This is a genomic window from Staphylococcus lloydii (assembly GCF_015775975.1).
In the GTDB taxonomy this organism is placed as follows: Bacteria; Bacillota; Bacilli; order Staphylococcales; family Staphylococcaceae; genus Staphylococcus; species Staphylococcus lloydii.
On sequence record NZ_CP064056.1, the window covers coordinates 1372430 to 1390985 of the forward strand.

Here is an 18556-nt window from a genome sequence, read left to right on the forward strand (position 1 = left end):
TAATGAGATAAGATAAAGAGGCGTACAAATTAAAGTAATAACTTAGTTTGTAACTGTTAATATTCATTCATAAAAAAATTGTGTATTACACCTCTATTATCAATATATCAATCTTAACAGTAACGATTAAATAATTAAAGGAACGTGATTACTATGAACTTATATGAAAAAACTACTAATAAAACGAGTATATATGAAGGAAAAATAATAGATTTAGAAGTACACGATGTTGAATTACCAAACGGCGAAACTTCTTCACGAGAAATAGTTTTACATAATGGGGCTGTCGCTGTATGCGCCTTAACGCCTGACAATAAAATCGTATTGGTCGAACAATTTAGAAAACCACTGGATGATACTATGTTAGAAATACCGGCAGGCAAATTAGAAATAGGGGAAGAACGAGAAGAAGCGGCCATGAGAGAATTAGAAGAAGAAACAGGTTACAAAGCAAAATCACTGCAACTTATTACTGATATGTACGGTTCACCTGGGTTTACGAATGAAAAAATATCTATTTACCTAGCTACAGAATTACTTCCTGGTGAAACACATTTAGACGAAGATGAATTTATAGAAATTCACGAATTATCAATTAACGAGGCTCAAGAAAAGCTCGCTAATAACGAAATAAACGATGCTAAAACTATTATTGCAATTCAATACCTATTACTTAATTATAATCATTCTAAATAGATAATAGAATTAACTTGCGAATTTTATCAATTATTGGTATTTTAGATATATATCATAATGTAAATTAAAATGATTATAATTATTAGTAGGGGAGTGAGGCTTCCGTGGAAGAACGATTAAATCGCGTGAAGCAACAATTACAGCAATCATCATATAAATTAACTCCACAAAGAGAAGCAACTTTAAGAGTTTTAATTGAAAATGAAAAAGACCATTTAAGCGCTGAAGATGTATATTTGAAAGTTAAAGATAAAGCACCCGAAATCGGTTTAGCAACTGTATACAGAACATTAGAATTATTAGCAGAATTAAAAGTTGTCGATAAAATTAATTTTGGCGATGGCGTTGCTAGATTTGATTTACGTAAAGAAGGCGCAAAACATTTCCACCACCATTTAGTTTGTATGGAATGTGGCAAAGTTGAAGAAATCGAAGAGGACTTATTACCTAAAGTTGAAGAAAAAGTTGAACAAGACTTTAACTTTAGAATATTAGACCATCGATTAACGTTCCATGGCGTTTGTTCTTCCTGTCAGGCTAAAGGTAAATAATGACAGAGTGAAGTTTATGAGGTGGTACTTTGGAAACCATTAAAAACGAATACTTAAAATTTATTCAAATAGAAAAAGGGCTTAGTTCGAATACAATTGGTGCTTATCGTAGAGATTTAGATAAATATATCGACTATTTAAATGAGCATAAAATAGCTCATATTGATTTCGTAGATAGACAAACGATTCAACAATGTTTAGGTTATTTACACGATCAAGGTGCATCCGCAAAATCTTTGGCCCGATTTATTTCAACTGTGCGTAGTTTCCATCAATTTGCTTTAAGAGAAAAATACGCAGCAAAAGATCCTACGGTGTTAATTGAAACACCAAAGTATGAGAGAAGATTGCCTGACGTTCTAGAAGTTGATGAAATTGTAGCTTTGCTTGAAACACCGGACATAAGTAAAAACAACGGTTATAGAGATAGAACGATGTTAGAGTTATTATATGCAACGGGTATGCGTGTTTCTGAACTTATCCAATTAGAGGTTGAAAATGTCAATTTAATTATGGGCTTTGTCCGTGTGTTTGGTAAAGGAAATAAGGAACGTATTGTACCGCTAGGTGATACAGTGATTGATTTCTTGACCAAATATATAGAAACTGTACGCCCACAGTTACTTAAAAAGACAACAACTGATGCATTATTTTTAAACTTACATGGCAAACCCTTGTCGAGACAAGGTATATGGAAAATGATTAAGCAAACTGGTATTAAAGCTAATATTAATAAAACTTTAACACCTCACACATTAAGACATTCGTTTGCGACACATTTACTTGAAAATGGTGCCGATTTAAGAGCCGTGCAAGAAATGTTAGGTCATTCGGATATTTCTACCACGCAATTATATACTCACGTATCCAAATCACAAATTAGAAAAATGTATAATGCCTTTCACCCAAGAGCTTAAATATGGTCATTGTACACATATAAAACAAACCACATGCCTTTATTTAAGACATGTGGTTTTTAAATTATTTAGAAAGTCGATTGTTATTTTGTATAGCTTCTTGTCTGGCTTGTATGACTTCGCTACGGTCTCTTTTTATATGGTGATGGACGATATATTCATCATCAATCACATATGGTGTCAAAATATAATTGGGATAATCTTGTAATATTTGTTGCTCCATCGTTTCTGTAATAGGTAATTGAATCGGTTCAAATGCTTTTTGTTGTTCGATATTGCTAATCATTTGAACAATTAACTTTTGGTAATAATTAATGTTTAGACCTAAATATTGGGAGCTTGCAGCTTGTGTTATAACTTTATAAGCACGTTGAAACGAACGTTTAGCACCGATGTAATTATGTCTACGATAATGATAACAGCCTGTTGCAAAAAGAATTAAGCTGACGACAGGGTCATTTTTACTAAAAGATGGATTTTCTTTCCAAGCTTCTTCTAAAATGTCATGACAATAAAAGTAGTGCTGTTCTGTATGAAATTGATAATAAAATAATTTTAGTGCATTATCCATAAACTTCCGCTCCAAAAATTTATTGTTTAATACAAACATGGTATAATATTTTAGTGAATAACGCACTTAACTTGCAACTAATATGAGGTAGATAAAATGTATGAAGTAAAATTAGATGCTTTTAATGGTCCTTTGGATTTATTGTTGCATCTTATCCAAAAATTTGAAATTGATATTTACGATATTCCTATGAAATCACTCACAGAACAATATTTACAATATATACATACGATGAACCAACTAGAAATTAATGTGGCAAGTGATTATTTAGTGATGGCTTCTGAACTATTAATGATTAAAAGTAAAATGTTGCTACCTCAAAGTGATGAAACTGAAGATTTCGAAGAGGATCCACGTGAAAATTTAGTAGGTCGTTTAATAGAATATCAAAATTATAAAGAATACACTGAAACTTTAAATGAGAAAAAGGAAGAACGTGCGCATTATTTTGCAAAACATCCGACCGATTTATCTCATTTAGAACAAAATGAGACTTGGGACCCTGACAATACCATAGATTTAACTGAATTAATCATTGCGTATCAAAGAGTCAAAAATAGAATGGAACTCAATACACCAAAGGCAGTTAACATACATAAAGAAACTTTTACGATTCAACAAGCTACTTCTCAAGTGCAGGATCGTTTGGAAAAAGAAAATTCTTTTAATTTCTTTAGTTTGTTTAATTTTTCAGAGCCTGTGGAAATGGTAGTCACGCATTTTTTAGCAATTTTAGAAATGTCTAAATCTGGTGTTATCAATATAGAACAACAAAAAAGTTTTGAAGATATTAATATTATAAGGGGCGTAAATTATGGCATTAATGCATAACGGCATCTTAGAAGCACTGCTGTATACCGCAGGTGATGAAGGCATTGAAGAACGGCAATTACTTGAAATACTAGAGTATGATCAATCAACTTTACATGAACTCATTTCAAACTACGAATCTCCCGGTCTAATAATTCAAAAATTTGGTACGACATATGTCCTTACGACAAAAAAAGAAGCTTCCGAATATATAGAAAAATTAGTTGAACAAAAAGCAAACATGAAAATATCACAAGCAGCGATGGAAGCATTGTCTATTATCGCTTATAATCAACCCATTTCTAGAAGTGATATTGAACTGATTAGAGGTATCAATTCAGATGGTGCTGTAAAGACATTAATAGCCAAAGGGTTAGTGGAAGCCAAAGAAGAAGATGCTTCACGTAGCCACCAACTGTATACAACAAATTTATTTTTAAATGTATTTGGCATTGAAAGTATCGATGACTTACCAACTACTGACGAAGAAGATGAAGAAATTGAAGCTTTCTTCAGTAATTTAGTCAATCAAAAAGGAGAAAACAATGAGTAACGAAATGGAAAGATTACAAAAACGTATCGCCAATAGTGGTTATACATCTAGACGTAAAGCAGAAGTATTAATCGAAGAAGGAAAAGTAAAAGTAAACGGTGAAACAGTGACAGAATTAGGTACCAAAGTAAAACCTTCAGACACTGTTGAAGTTGAAGGCATTAAGTTAGAACAAGAAGACAAACTATATATTTTATTCTATAAACCAGCCCAAGTAATTACGAGTGTTTCAGATGACAAGGGCCGTAAAGTGGTAACTGACTATTTTAAAGAACTTGAAACAAGAATTTACCCTGTAGGTAGATTAGATTACGATACTTCAGGTTTATTGTTATTAACTAACGATGGTGATTTCACAAATTTAATGACGCATCCACGTTATAAAATCAAAAAGAAATATGTCGTAAAGTTAAAAGGTTATTTAATGCGAGAAGAAGTAAAAGCATTGGAAAAAGGTGTTAAATTGGAAGATGGTATGACACAACCAGCAACCGTTAAAGTTAAAAATCAAGATAAAGAAAAATCTACTACACTTGTAGAAATTACCATAACAGAAGGTCGTAATAGACAAGTGCGTCGCATGTTCGAATATTTCGGCCATGAAGTTTCAAAGTTACAAAGAATAGAATTTGGTCCTTTAAATTTAACAGGTCTAAATGCTGGGGAAGGCAGGGTATTAACACCGCATGAAGTAAAAACTTTACGTCATTTAGCGGAAAATGGTTAATAATCATTGTGCACTGTAGAAATTGAGAAAAACTTCACAAAGATTGAGTATTTTAATAAGGCATACTAAATTTGCTATGCTATAATTAATATAAATAGGAATGGTAAACATGTGTGGGAGGTATTTATATTGCCAAATCAAATTCTTGTCGTAGACGATGAAGATAGAATTAGAAGATTACTAAAATTATATCTTGAAAGAGAATCTTTTGAGATTGATGAAGCTAGAGATGGTAAAGAAGCATATGATAAAGCAATGAATCATGATTATGCATGTATCTTGTTAGATTTAATGTTGCCTGAAATGGATGGCATAACAGTTGCATCACGTCTGAGAGAGCATAAAGAAACACCTATTATAATGTTAACAGCTAAAGGCGAAGAAACGAATAGAGTAGAAGGATTTGAAACTGGTGCAGATGATTATATCGTAAAACCATTTTCACCTCGTGAAGTCGTTTTACGTTTAAAAGCTTTATTAAGACGTACTCAAGTAGCAACTAGCGAACAGAGTGAGCCACATGCTAAAGATTTAATAGAATTCGATCATTTAATTATTGATAATGATGCGCATCGCGTATTAGCAGACGAAAAGCAAGTCAATTTAACACCTAAAGAATACGAGTTATTAATTTTCTTAGCTAAAACACCGAATAAGGTATTTGACCGCGAACAATTATTAAAAGAAGTATGGCATTATGAATTTTATGGTGATTTAAGAACGGTAGATACACACGTAAAAAGATTAAGAGAAAAACTAAATCGTGTGTCTGGCGATGCAGCACAAATGATTCAAACTGTATGGGGCGTTGGCTATAAATTCGAGGTAAAAACAAATGATGAATCGACTGAATAATGTAGTCATAAAACTGTGGTTAACTATAATCTTTATAGTAACGACAGTTTTAATTTTATTAAGTGCTGCATTGATTACTTTTATTCAATCTTATTTCACCCAAGATACTGAAAAATCACTGTTACAAGATGCCAAACAAGTCAGTCAATTAGTCAATGAATCTAAAAATAAAGATACTGCTATTGAATACAGCCATAAATTAATCGAAGGTCCCGTTGGCCTAATCATATTAACGGATAAACAAATGTCTGAACCCAAACATAATAATGTTAAGAAACAAATGTTTCAAGCTATTAAGTCGGATTCAAATTACGACAAAGTTTTTGATAAAGGCCAGAAAAATTCTGAGCACGTTACTGTTAAAGTTAATGGAGAACAACGAACATATGTATTAATTGGCTATCCCACTAAACCAATTGATAATAACGTGAAAAGTAAATATAGTGGCGTTTTCATTTATCAAAACTTAAAAAGTGTCGATGAAACTAACAACGTTATTACAGTAATTATATTAATTATCGCGGTAATCTTCTTGGCTATTACGACAGTGTTTGCCTTCTTCTTATCATCGAGAATTACTAAACCTTTACGAGAATTAAGATCTCAAGCTATTGAGGTTTCGAAAGGGCAATATAAGCAAACTTCAACCATTACTTCTAAAGATGAGATTGGCGAATTATCTCGTGCGTTTAACACAATGAGTTATGAAATCCAACGCCATGTAGATGCACTTTCTTCTTCCAAAAACATTAGAGATAGTTTAATCAATTCTATGGTAGAGGGTGTAATAGGATTTAATGACAAAAAAGAAGTGATATTATCCAATGAGATGGCACAAAATATCATCCAATCTATGGATAAAGACTCGTTAGCTAAATTAGATGCGCAAAATGAATTAACATTTAAGAAAAAAATTACACAGTTCGAAGAATATGAAATAAATACGCGTTATTTTGTTATTATTATGAGTTATATTAAACAAATACAACCAGATGGTCGTAGTGGTATTGTAGCTATCATTCGTGACATGACTAACGAACACAATCTTGACCAATTGAAAAAGGACTTTATCGCTAACGTTTCACACGAACTACGTACACCAATTTCTTTACTTCAAGGTTATACAGAATCAATTGTAGATGGTATTGTTACTGAACCAGAAGAAATTAAAGATTCACTGTCCATCGTGTTAGACGAAACTAAACGTTTAAATCGTTTAGTTAACGAATTATTAAATGTAGCACGTATGGATGCAGAAGGGCTTTCTGTAAATAAAGAACATCAACCTATAGACCACTTATTAAATAAAATGCAACAAAAATATAAACAACTAGCTACTGATTTACAACTAAACATGCATTTGAATCCACAGACAGATGGCCATGATTGGTATTATGATGTTGATAGAATGGAACAAGTATTAACAAATCTTATAGATAATGCGACACGTTATACCGAACCAGACGACACTATTACTATCAATTATGGAGACGATGAATATACTGATATTTTATATATTCAAGATACTGGTACTGGTATTGCGCCAGAACATTTAAAACAAGTATTTGATCGTTTTTATAAAGTTGACGCTTCAAGAAAAAGAGGCAAGCAAGGTACGGGTCTTGGCTTGTTTATTTGTAAAATGATTATCGAGGAACATGGTGGTAGCATAGATGTTAAAAGTGAATTAGGCAAAGGTACCACATTTATTATAAAACTACCAAAGTAATTAAATTTTAATACTCAGTAAAGCAACCCCATATTAACTCACAAATGTTAATACGGGGTTGTTGTTATTTATTATCATAATTTGCAAATAAAATATTTCATAAACATAATTACTAAAATAATATAATTAAAAAGCTTTAACATAAGGTGCTAAACTATATTTATTTATAAACCAATAATGTGACATAAATAGTGTTTTCATGCTAATATAAATTTCAATCAATAATTTAACTTAAAAAAGAAGATAAGGATATAGTTATCAATTTTATCCTTTTATTCTATGTATATTGAATTGGGAGGAGAAAATTGAATATGCAAAACAATCAAAAGAAATTGATCACTATTAGCATGTTAAGTGCGGTTGCGTTTATTTTAACTTTTTTAAAGTTTCCAATACCTTTTTTACCGCCATACTTAACTTTAGATATAAGTGACGTACCCGGACTATTAGCAACATTTACGTTAGGGCCATTAGCGGGATTAATAGTTGAGTTTATAAAAAACTTACTTACATTTTTATTTAATATCGGAGACCCAATCGGACCATTGGCAAACTTCTTTGCCGCTGCTTCGTTATTACTTGTAGCATATTTTGTAACTAAACATAAACAGTCTACCAAGTCATTAATTATTGGACTAACGAGTGGTACTATCGTCATGACTATTGTTTTAAGTATTTTAAATTATTTTGTACTTTTACCATTATATGGCATGATAATGAATTTAACTGACGTAGTTCATAATGTAAAAGTGATTGTTGTTTCAGGCATTATCCCTTTCAATATTATTAAAGGAATAGTGGTGTCGTTAATATTTATTTTACTGTATAAAAGATTAAAAAATGTATTGAGTTAATAGGGAATTTCCAAAGTAGTAGATTAACTTCTACTACTTTTTTTCGTACAAAAAAAGAGAACGTAACGCATTACGCGTTACGCTCCCTCGCTTAATATATTAAGTTAATGATTTTATAATCATTTATTCAAATTTTAAAGCATCACCATCAAATGGTTCCTCTTCAATTTTAATTGAGTCTGTTGGACAACCGTCAAGTGCATCTTCCATATCCTCATATAACTCTTCAGGCACTTCAGCCGTTCCTTTGTTGTCGTCAAGTATAACGTAAGCTATACCTTCATCATCGTAGTCATATATATCAGGGGCAGCGGCACCACAAGCTCCACATGCTATACATGTATCCATATCAACTATTGTATATTTAGCCAATTTCTTCGCCTCCTTTGACAAAAATGCTACACTAATATCACAATTAATATTGTAGTCATCGAGTTTCTATTTTTCAAATGTTTCTGTTTACAAAATAACAAGGAGTTACCCATGTATAATATAATAAATTTTGTGCAAGCACAGTCCCACGACTATAAATCACAAAAAAGCATATACAATATTATCACAGGCAAAAAGTCACATCAAACCTTTTTTGATGCTGCCAGTCAAAATCTACTATCATTATATCATAGCTTACCTAACTTAAAATATCAGTCGTTTGAGCGATTTTCTAATAATGAAAGTAATTCAAATGAAGATTATGCAATAATTACGCATGCAAGATATACATATGACAGTTTAATCAATACTTTTAGTGCTATTCAATTATTGACGCAGACTGTTTCAAATTTAAATCATCAACAGAACCATTTTATTCCAACTTCTCAACATCAATTTATTCAACAACGTGTCAAAGAAGTTTTTGCTTATATTAAAACGTATAATCTATATAATGACTTTAAAGAAGAATTAACACAATTATTTGCTAAACTTTATCAACAACATGGCACAACATATTTGCATTATTACCTACAAGGTTATGAAGAAAGTATGTATACAAGACAACAAGTAAGTTTAATTGAAAATATACCTCAACATCAGTTATTAGAATTAGAATATATAGAATTAATATCACTATTAAATCTAATAGAAGATAACAAAAATTTTGCCTTATTGAGTAGACTCATTATCTTACCACCACTATTAAACAAAACACAAATAACATTAAATGGTTTAACTAACGGTCACTCTATAGAAGAAATTCAACAACAGCAAAACGTTAAAATCAATACGATAGAAGATCATTTGTTAGAACTTTTTATCAAAGGTTATCTCCATGATTATTACTTATATTTTAATGAAGATGATATTAAGACATTTATTCCATACTATACGGCACATAGAGATGAGCGTTTACGTTTATTTAAGGAACAATTTCCAAAGTATAGTTACTTCCAAATTAAATTGATGATTGTAGGCATAGAAAGAGGTGAGTTAGTTGTTACATGATGCACTAAAAAAATGGTTTGGTTTTGATAGTTTCAAAGATGGTCAAGAAGCAATCATATCAAGCGTCTTAAATCAGACCAATACATTAGGTATCTTACCTACAGGGAGCGGTAAAAGTTTGTGTTATCAACTGCCCACTTATATAAATCAAAAGCCAACTTTAATCGTGTCGCCATTAATCTCATTAATGGATGATCAAGTTATGCAAATGAAACTAAATGGTGAAACATCAGTAAGTTGTGTTCATTCTGGCATGGATGAACAAGAAAGACAATTTAATTTATCTAAAATTAAGTCTAGTCGTTTTATCTTTTTAAGTCCTGAATTTTTATTACAACCTTTTAATATTAAATTGTTAAACCACCTTGATTTAGGGTTAATTGTTTTAGATGAAGCACATTGCCTCTCAGAATGGGGCTATGATTTTAGGCCGCATTATGCATTAATCGGTAAGATAACACGTCAGTTTCCTCAGGCTACTATTTTAGCTTTAACAGCAACTGCTCAACCCTATTTACTGAATGATATCAATCACATGTTGAATACAAAATTTACAGAAATTAAAACAACGATGAATAGAGATAATATTTCACTGTCACATTTAAATTTCGACAATGACGAAGGAAAGTTATCTTGGCTTCTAGAGTTCATCCAACATTCTGGACCAACGATTATCTATGTCTCTTCTAAAAAAATCTGTTTAACTTTAGCTCAAGCAATTTACAAAGAAGGTTACTTAACTGGTATTTATCATGGTGATTTGACTTATCAAGAAAGGCATACTGTACAACATCAATTTATAAATAATGAAATCCCAATTATCGTTGCCACAAGTGCATTCGGTATGGGGATTAACAAGAAAGATATTAGAACCATTATTCATTTTCATTTACCTACGAGCCCTTCAAGTTATATGCAAGAAATAGGAAGAGCAGGGCGAGATGGGGAAATGAGCCAAGCAATTAGTTTATATCAACCTGATGATAGTTTTCTATTAGAAACGTTACTTTTTACTGATAGCATAACTGAAGATGATATAACCCTATTTGAATCCGGCGACTTAATTGATCCCATAAAACTTGAAATGTTAACAATACTCAATGATTATTATTCATTAAATGAATTGATCACGATATTTAACACAGCCTATCAAAGGAAACAAATAGCCTATAAAAAAATGATTGGCTATAAAATGTTAGATTCTTGTAGACGTCAATTTTTACTTAATTATTTTGGGGAACATGATATTACAAAGCCTGTAAATTGTTGTGATAATGATTCAGAATTAAAAAATTTAGCAATATATAATAGAAAAAAAGTAAAACGTAAAATGAATTATAATGAAAAGTTACAGAATTTATTTAATTAATGCACAATTACTTTACTTCACTTTTTAAAACAAGCTATAATACAATCTATAAAAGGATATTTATTGCATTTTTATTTATTTCACATACATATTTACCACTGAGTAGGGTATAACTTTGTATAAAATTTAACAGGAAGGATGATGATTTTGTCTAATAATAATTTTAAAGACGATTTCGAAAAAAATCGTCAATCAATAGATCCATCTGATCACAACGACAAATCAGAAGAATCTATTGAACAAGACTCAGAACAACATACTGATAAAGCTAGCGAAAAAGCAAATGAACAATTCCCTCCAAGAAACGCACAACGTAGACAACGCAGCAGAAATACTGCTACTAATCAGCCAGAAAAAGAACAAGACACTAATGATGAAGCACATAGTGAACAAGAAACAAGTGCTCACGAACAACATGAAGATAAGGGAAACAATCATCAGGACGAATCCTCACATAGCAATGCCGGTAAAGGAGTTGCTGGTGGTGCATTAGCTGGTTCTGCCGTTGAATCTTCTAAGGACTCAAAAGCTTCAAATCATGATAATGAACCAGATGCGCATAAAGATGAGTCATCTAAAGATAATCATGACAATTCAGACGCGCATGATGAAACTCAGTCTGAAGATAAGGATAAGGATTCTAACAAAGGCAAGAAAGGCGCTGCCGTTGCCGGTGGAGCCGCAGCTGCTGGCGCTGGCGCTTATGCTGCTAAAAAACATCATGATAATAAACATGATAATGAAGAAAATCATCATTCTAGTAAAGAAGATAACGAAGATAATGATAAAGAGCAGGCAGACGAACATTCTAGTAAATCTAAAAAAGCTGGTCTAGGTACTGCCGCAGCAGGTACTGGTGCTGCTGCCGCTGGAGGTGCTGCTGCAGCAAAAGGTAGCGGTTCCGGTGCAAATAGTGGTGGTACTGGAAATAATGGCGGTAACGGTAACGGAAATGGTGACGACAACAATGATGATAACGGCAAGAAAAAAGGTTTCTTAGGTAAATTGTTACCAATTCTAGCCGCATTATTAATATTAGCAGCTATTGCTATATTTGCTGGTATGGCTTTAACTGGTGGCAACAACGGCAGTGATAAAGCTGACGATAATAAAACTGCACAAAAATCTGATAAAGATAAAGATGCTAGTAAAGATAAAAAATCTGATAGCGATAAAGATAAAAAGTCAGATAGTGACAAAGATAAAAATGCTAGCGATGATAAAGCAACTAATGACAATAGCGATAGTCAATCTGGTAATGATGCATCATCTGATAATCAATCTACGGATGCCGACAACTCAAACTCTGATAACAGTGGTCAAGACCAGCAAAACAGTGATCAACAAGCTAGTCAATCTCAACAAGACCAAAATCAAGGTCAACAAAGTAGTCAATCTCAACAAAATTCTAATTCAAACCAAAATGCTTCAAGCAATAGTAATTCACAAAGTAATAGCCAAGGCCAACGTACTCATACAGTAGAAGGTCAAAACCTTTACAGAATTGCAATTCAATATTATGGTGAAGGTACACCTGAAAACGTTGAGAAAATTAGAAAAGCGAATAACATTCAAGGTAATGACATTCACAATGGCCAACGCCTTGTAATTCCACAATAAAATTAAACACATTATAGAAGGCCAATCATTTTATAAATGATTGGCCTTTTTTCTGTATAGCATTTTAATTTACCAACATAAGTTACAATTTCTAAACGAATTATCGTGAATTTATAAATTTTCAATATCTAATGTTTGGAATTCATCGCATAATTGGTATAATATATTGGTGATTAAAGGAGGCATAAACATATGCAAACGGTAGAAAGTATCATCATTGGTGGCGGACCATGTGGTCTAAGTGCTGCCATAGAACAAAAGAAAAAGGGAATTGAAACGTTAGTTATTGAAAAAGGGAATGTTGTTGAAGCTATTTATAATTATCCAACACATCAAACTTTCTTTTCATCCAGCGACAAATTAAGTATCGGAGATATTCCGTTTATCGTTGAAGAAAGTAAACCGCGTAGAAACCAAGCATTGGTTTATTATAGAGAAGTAGTTAAACATCACCAATTAAATATTAATGCCTTTGAAGAAGTACTAACAGTAAAGAAAATTAATAATCGTTTTACTATTACAACTACAAAAGATGTATATGAGTGTAGATTTTTAACAGTTGCGACAGGTTATTATGGTCAACACAATCAATTAGAAGTTGAAGGTGCTGAATTACCAAAAGTTAAACACTATTTTAAAGAGGCCCATCCATACTTTAATCAGGATGTAGTTATTATAGGTGGTAAAAACTCAGCTGTCGACGCTGCATTAGAGTTAGAAAAGGCTGGTGCACATGTAACTGTTATTTATCGTGGTAATGAGTATCCTAAAGCAATAAAACCATGGATTTTACCAAATTTTGAATCTTTAGTACGTAACGAAAAAATAGATATGTTATTTGATACAGATGTCGTTAAGATTACCGAAGATACAGTTATATATGAACAAAATGGACAAACATATGAAATTCCAAACGATTATGTATTCGCAATGATAGGTTATCATCCAGACTATGATTTCTTACAATCAATTGGTATCGATATTAATACTAATGAATATGGCACAGCGCCAGTTTATAATAAAGAAACATATGAAACTAATGTAGAAAACTGCTTTATCGCAGGTGTTATCGCAGCAGGTAACGATGCTAACACTATATTTATTGAAAATGGTAAATATCATGGCGGTATTATTACGCAAAGTATACTTTCAAAAAAACAAACACCACTCGAATCATAATAAAAGAGATTGTGTCTAATTGAGACACAATCTCTTTTTTATAGTTGGGATTCAAAATATGTTTTTAACTGTTGGGAAGATAATTCATTGCTTAAACCTACTAATAATTTTAAACGCGCTTTAGGTCCGTTTAATCCATTTGAGAAGATGACGCCTTTTTCTGCTAATGTTACGCCTCCGCCTTTATAAGCATAAATAGGACCGACAATACCATTAAATGATCTAGACACGAGCACAATAGGTATTTTCTTATCTAAACAAGCTTGTAAACCATCTAGACAAGTAGGTGGTAGATTCCCTTGTCCTAAAGCTTCTATGATAATACCATCTACTTTGTTTTGACTATGAAAATTCAAAACATCACTATTCATTCCCATATATGCTTTTACTAGCGGAATGTTCAGTTCGTGATTTATATTAGACAATACTTTTTTATCGAAAGGTCTATGATGAAATTGCACACTATTTTTAGTAATAACACCTAACGGGCCGTGATTCGGACTTTGGAAAGTATTTGTATTAGATGTATGTGTTTTAGTGACGTTACGTGCGGTATGTATTTCATCATTAAAAACAACCATAACGCCCATATTTTCTGCTGCATTCGTAGTCGCAACTCTAATGGCAGCAATAAAATTATATAATCCATCCGATCCTATTTCATTAGAAGAACGCATCGCACCTGTAATTACAATTGGTTTAGAAACTTTTACTGTCAAATCAAGTAAATAGGCTGTTTCTTCCAGTGTATCAGTGCCATGAGTAATGACATAGCCATCATATAATTGTTCTTCCTCTGCATTGTCGATAACTTGTTTTAAATGTTGAACGTCACTAATTTGCATATGAGGAGAAGGAATATTAATGGGTGTTATTTCTGTAACTTCTGCATATTGGCCTATTAATTGCGCATGTTTCGTAATCGGGTTTTCGTCGTTTGTTATTACTTTGTTTGATTCATCTTGAGACATACTAATTGTCCCGCCCGTATGAATAACAAGAAGTTTTTTCATGTATACTTTCCTCCTAGTTTTAAAATACATATTTATGATAAAATATTATTCATAAAACAACAAGGAAGGGTTTCTTACAATGAAATTAATAAATATCGCTTTAGATGGTCCAGCTGCGGCAGGTAAAAGTACAATTGCTAAACGAGTTGCTGCAAAATTATCCATGATATATGTCGATACAGGCGCTATGTATCGTGCAATTACTTATAAGTATCTACAAAATAATAAAGATGAAGATTTTACTAATTTAATTAATAATACTACTTTATCTTTAACTTATGATGCTGAAAAAGGACAACGTATCATTTTAGACGAGCAAGACGTTACGGATTATTTAAGAGAAAATGATGTGACGAATCATGTATCTTATGTGGCTTCTAAAGAACAAGTGCGTTCATTTGCAGTTGAAAAACAACAAGAACTAGCAAGTAAAAAAGGTATTGTCATGGACGGTCGTGACATTGGTACCGTAGTATTACCAAATGCTGATTTAAAAGTATATATGATCGCATCAGTCGAAGAACGTGCAGAACGTAGACAAAAAGATAACGAATTAAGAGGTATTGAATCTAATATCGAACAACTCAAAGAAGAAATTGAAACGAGAGATAATTATGATATGAATCGTGAAATTTCACCTTTAAAAAAAGCACAAGATGCAGTCGAGCTTGATACAACTGGTAAATCTATTGAAACTGTAACTAATGAAATTTTAGCTATGGTAGAGCAAATAAATTAATTCAATCAGCCCGAGTTATTATAACTATTTTAAAAAATTGAATGCTACGTTTAGTCATACTTTGATGTAGGGTATAGGTTAACTATCTATCAAATATATTTAATTGTAGTGGTTAAAATTTATTATTATTCTGTTGGAATTTAAGTAATTGAGATGATTGCCCATTTTAAATTTTAACTATTTTAAATACCGTTTGAATTAAAGCGGTATTTCTTGACAATTTAGTGACTTTGTAAGATGTTATAATTATGTAGTGTAATAAGGAGGCAGACAAGATGACGGAAGAATTCAATGAATCAATGATTAATGACATTAAAGAAGGTGACAAAGTTACCGGCGAAGTACGTTCTATTGAAGACAAACAAGTCATTGTAGACGTTAACGGTGGTAAGTTCAGTGGTATTATTCCAATCAGTCAATTATCTACACACCATATAGATAGCCCAAATGACGCTGTCAAAGTAGGCGATGAAATTGGTGCTTATGTGACTAAGATAGAATTAGACGAAGAAAATGAAACTGGTACTTACATTTTATCTAAACGCCAACTTGAAACAGAGAAATCTTACGAATTTTTACAACAACAATTAGATAACAATGAAACGATTGAGGCCAAAGTAACTGAGGTAGTTAAAGGTGGACTTGTCGTAGATGTTGGTCAACGTGGCTTTGTTCCGGCATCATTAATTTCAACTGATTTCATTGAAGATTTCTCTGATTTTGAAGGACAAGTCTTAAAACTTAAAGTTGAAGAACTTGATTCTGAAAATAATCGTGTCATTCTTAGTCGTAAAGCTGTAGAAGAAGTGGCAAATGCTCAGAAAAAAGACGAGTTATTACAATCACTTAATGAAGGTGATGTCATTGAAGGTAAGGTTGCTCGTTTAACTAATTTTGGTGCATTTATAGATATCGGTGGTGTAGATGGACTTGTTCACGTATCTGAATTAGCACATGAACATGTTAAATCACCTGAAGATGTTGTAACTATTGGTGACGCTGTCAAAGTCAAAGTTAAATCTGTAGATAAAGATAGCGAAAGAATCTCATTATCAATCAAAGATACTTTACCAAGCCCATTTGAATCTATTCAAGGACAATTCAACGAAGGTGATGTTATCGAAGGTAAAGTTGCACGTTTAGCTAACTTTGGTGCATTCGTTGAAATTAAACCAGGCGTTCAAGGCTTAGTACACATTTCTGAAATAAGTCATCAACACATTGGTACACCTGGTGAAGTATTAACACCTGGAGACGATGTAAGCGTCAAAATTCTTGGTATCGATATAGAAAATGAACGTATTTCACTTTCTATCAAAGCTACGCTACCAAATGAAGATGTAGCTGAAAGTGACGATGCAACAACAAAAGCTTATTTAAGTTCAAACGATGAAGAAGAAGACAATCCAACTTTAGGAGACGTTTTCGGAGATAAACTAAAAGATTTTAAATTTTAATAACTACTATATTTAATCTTGCCTTATTTATTAAGGCAAGATTTTTATTTATGTGAAAATTTTTACGCAATTTATAATAGCTATCAAAATATCTTTTTCTTTATGTTTGCCATATGATAAAATTATAGAGATTCAAAATAGAGAGGAAGTTAGTTTATGACTAAACCTATAGTTGCAATTGTAGGCAGGCCAAATGTCGGTAAATCTACAATTTTTAATAGAGTAGTAGGTGAACGTGTTTCCATCGTAGAAGATACGCCGGGCGTAACTAGAGACCGTATTTATTCTACTGGAGAATGGTTAACACATGAATTTAATATTATTGATACAGGCGGTATTGAAATAAGTGATGCGCCTTTCCAAACACAAATTAGAGCACAAGCTGAAATTGCTATCGATGAAGCCGATGTAATTGTATTTATGGTTAACATTAGAGAAGGATTAACACAAAGTGATGAGATGGTCGCTCAATTGTTATATAAATCCAAAAAACCGGTTGTTTTAGCGGTAAATAAAGTAGATAATCCTGAAATGCGTAATGAGATTTATGACTTTTATGCTTTAGGTTTTGGTGAGCCTTATCCAATCTCAGGTTCCCACGGACTTGGCTTAGGTGACTTATTAGATGCTGTGGTCGAACATTTCAAAGAGGAAGAAGAAGATCCTTACGATGACGATACTATTAGATTGTCAATCATTGGTAGACCTAACGTAGGTAAATCAAGCTTAGTCAACGCAATATTGGGCGAAGAAAGAGTTATCGTATCAAATGTTGCGGGTACAACGCGTGACGCAGTAGATACTGAATATTCTTTTGATGATCAAGACTATGTACTTATCGATACGGCTGGTATGCGTAAAAAAGGTAAAGTTTATGAATCTACTGAGAAATACTCAGTATTAAGAGCGCTTAAAGCGATAGAACGTTCCAATGTTGTTTTAGTCGTGATTGATGCAGAACAAGGTATCATTGAGCAAGATAAACGTGTAGCCGGTTATGCCCATGAAGAAGGTAAAGCTATCGTAATCGTCGTAAATAAATGGGACACTGTCGAAAAAGAAACCAACACGATGAAAAAATTCAAAGACAAAGTGCGTCGTGAATTCCAATTTTTAGACTATGCTGAAATCGCGTTTGTTTCTGCTACTGAACGTCAACGTTTAACAACACTATTCCCTTACATTAAACAGGCTAGTGAAAATCATAAAAAACGTGTCCAAAGCTCTACTTTAAATGAGGTTATTACGGATGCCATTTCAATGAATCCAACGCCTACTGATAAAGGCCGCAGACTTAATGTTTTTTATGCTACTCAAGTAGCAATCGAACCACCAACGTTCATCGTTTTTGTTAATGATGTTGAACTAATGCACTTTTCTTACAAACGTTATTTAGAAAATCAAATCCGTGATGCATTTGGATTTGAAGGTACACCGGTGCATATCGTGGCTAGAAAGAGAAATTAAACACGG

General features: G+C 32.5%; 19 protein-coding genes. 16 read left to right on the forward strand and 3 right to left on the reverse strand.

Going from position 1 to position 18556, the window contains the following annotated elements:
* Positions 1–153 precede the first annotated feature (153 nt).
* From ISP08_RS06720 to xerD, 3 genes are all read left to right on the forward strand, one after another.
* Positions 154–696, forward strand: coding sequence for an NUDIX hydrolase (locus tag ISP08_RS06720; RefSeq protein WP_195718119.1), 543 nt, complete (start codon positions 154–156; stop codon positions 694–696).
* Between the two features lie 104 nt (positions 697–800).
* On the forward strand, positions 801–1247 hold the full coding sequence (gene fur, locus ISP08_RS06725) for a ferric iron uptake transcriptional regulator (RefSeq protein WP_048793634.1): 447 nt from the start codon (positions 801–803) through the stop codon (positions 1245–1247).
* Positions 1248–1276: 29 nt separating this feature from the next.
* A complete protein-coding gene (gene xerD, locus ISP08_RS06730; RefSeq protein ID WP_048793635.1) occupies positions 1277–2164 on the forward strand; it encodes a site-specific tyrosine recombinase XerD in 888 nt (295 codons plus the stop codon).
* A gap of 64 nt (positions 2165–2228) precedes the next feature.
* Here xerD and ISP08_RS06735 read toward each other — a convergent pair whose 3' ends face one another.
* On the reverse strand, positions 2229–2735 hold the full coding sequence (locus ISP08_RS06735; protein WP_195718120.1) for a DUF309 domain-containing protein: 507 nt from the start codon (positions 2733–2735) through the stop codon (positions 2229–2231).
* Positions 2736–2831: 96 nt separating this feature from the next.
* Here ISP08_RS06735 and ISP08_RS06740 point away from each other — a divergent pair, with 96 nt between their 5' ends.
* The 6 genes from ISP08_RS06740 (at position 2832) to ISP08_RS06765 (ending at position 8263) form a co-directional block, all read left to right on the forward strand.
* A complete protein-coding gene (locus tag ISP08_RS06740; RefSeq protein ID WP_195718121.1) occupies positions 2832–3566 on the forward strand; it encodes a segregation and condensation protein A in 735 nt (244 codons plus the stop codon).
* On the forward strand, positions 3550–4098 hold the full coding sequence (gene scpB / locus ISP08_RS06745) for an SMC-Scp complex subunit ScpB (RefSeq protein ID WP_195718122.1): 549 nt from the start codon (positions 3550–3552) through the stop codon (positions 4096–4098). The genes ISP08_RS06740 and scpB overlap by 17 nt, the downstream gene beginning before the upstream one ends.
* Positions 4091–4825: a pseudouridine synthase gene (locus ISP08_RS06750; RefSeq protein WP_195718123.1), complete on the forward strand. Its 735-nt coding sequence runs from the start codon at positions 4091–4093 to the stop codon at positions 4823–4825. Before scpB ends, ISP08_RS06750 begins: the two co-directional genes overlap by 8 nt.
* A gap of 129 nt (positions 4826–4954) precedes the next feature.
* A complete protein-coding gene (locus ISP08_RS06755) occupies positions 4955–5680 on the forward strand; it encodes a response regulator (protein ID WP_048793640.1) in 726 nt (241 codons plus the stop codon).
* Positions 5664–7409, forward strand: coding sequence for an ATP-binding protein (locus ISP08_RS06760; protein WP_279610851.1), 1746 nt, complete (start codon positions 5664–5666; stop codon positions 7407–7409). The genes ISP08_RS06755 and ISP08_RS06760 overlap by 17 nt, the downstream gene beginning before the upstream one ends.
* A 311-nt stretch (positions 7410–7720) precedes the next feature.
* Positions 7721–8263, forward strand: coding sequence for an ECF transporter S component (locus ISP08_RS06765; protein WP_048793642.1), 543 nt, complete (start codon positions 7721–7723; stop codon positions 8261–8263).
* Positions 8264–8386: 123 nt separating this feature from the next.
* On the opposite strand, the gene ISP08_RS06770 is transcribed toward ISP08_RS06765, so the two are convergent.
* On the reverse strand, positions 8387–8635 hold the full coding sequence (locus ISP08_RS06770; RefSeq protein WP_048793643.1) for a ferredoxin: 249 nt from the start codon (positions 8633–8635) through the stop codon (positions 8387–8389).
* 111 nt (positions 8636–8746) lie between these two features.
* Between ISP08_RS06770 and ISP08_RS06775 the strand changes: the two genes are divergently transcribed.
* The 4 genes from ISP08_RS06775 (at position 8747) to ypdA (ending at position 13874) form a co-directional block, all read left to right on the forward strand.
* Positions 8747–9706, forward strand: coding sequence for a helix-turn-helix domain-containing protein (locus ISP08_RS06775; protein ID WP_195718125.1), 960 nt, complete (start codon positions 8747–8749; stop codon positions 9704–9706).
* Positions 9696–11075 (forward strand): RecQ family ATP-dependent DNA helicase, encoded by a 1380-nt coding sequence (locus ISP08_RS06780; RefSeq protein ID WP_195718126.1) that lies wholly within the window; start codon positions 9696–9698, stop codon positions 11073–11075. Before ISP08_RS06775 ends, ISP08_RS06780 begins: the two co-directional genes overlap by 11 nt.
* A gap of 141 nt (positions 11076–11216) precedes the next feature.
* Positions 11217–12695 (forward strand): elastin-binding protein EbpS, encoded by a 1479-nt coding sequence (ebpS, locus tag ISP08_RS06785; RefSeq protein ID WP_195718127.1) that lies wholly within the window; start codon positions 11217–11219, stop codon positions 12693–12695.
* A 192-nt stretch (positions 12696–12887) separates the two neighbouring features.
* Positions 12888–13874 (forward strand): bacillithiol disulfide reductase YpdA, encoded by a 987-nt coding sequence (gene ypdA, locus ISP08_RS06790; RefSeq protein ID WP_048793647.1) that lies wholly within the window; start codon positions 12888–12890, stop codon positions 13872–13874.
* A gap of 38 nt (positions 13875–13912) precedes the next feature.
* Here ypdA and ISP08_RS06795 read toward each other — a convergent pair whose 3' ends face one another.
* On the reverse strand, positions 13913–14887 hold the full coding sequence (locus ISP08_RS06795) for an asparaginase (protein ID WP_195718128.1): 975 nt from the start codon (positions 14885–14887) through the stop codon (positions 13913–13915).
* Between the two features lie 79 nt (positions 14888–14966).
* On the opposite strand from ISP08_RS06795, the gene cmk reads away from it, so the two are divergent.
* The 3 genes from cmk to der all read left to right on the forward strand — a co-directional run bounded on the left by cmk (position 14967) and on the right by der (position 18550).
* Positions 14967–15626, forward strand: coding sequence for a (d)CMP kinase (cmk, locus tag ISP08_RS06800; protein WP_048793649.1), 660 nt, complete (start codon positions 14967–14969; stop codon positions 15624–15626).
* A 275-nt stretch (positions 15627–15901) separates the two neighbouring features.
* Positions 15902–17083 (forward strand): 30S ribosomal protein S1, encoded by a 1182-nt coding sequence (gene rpsA / locus ISP08_RS06805; protein ID WP_195718129.1) that lies wholly within the window; start codon positions 15902–15904, stop codon positions 17081–17083.
* Positions 17084–17239: 156 nt separating this feature from the next.
* A complete protein-coding gene (gene der / locus ISP08_RS06810; RefSeq protein ID WP_048793651.1) occupies positions 17240–18550 on the forward strand; it encodes a ribosome biogenesis GTPase Der in 1311 nt (436 codons plus the stop codon).
* Positions 18551–18556 lie beyond the last annotated feature (6 nt).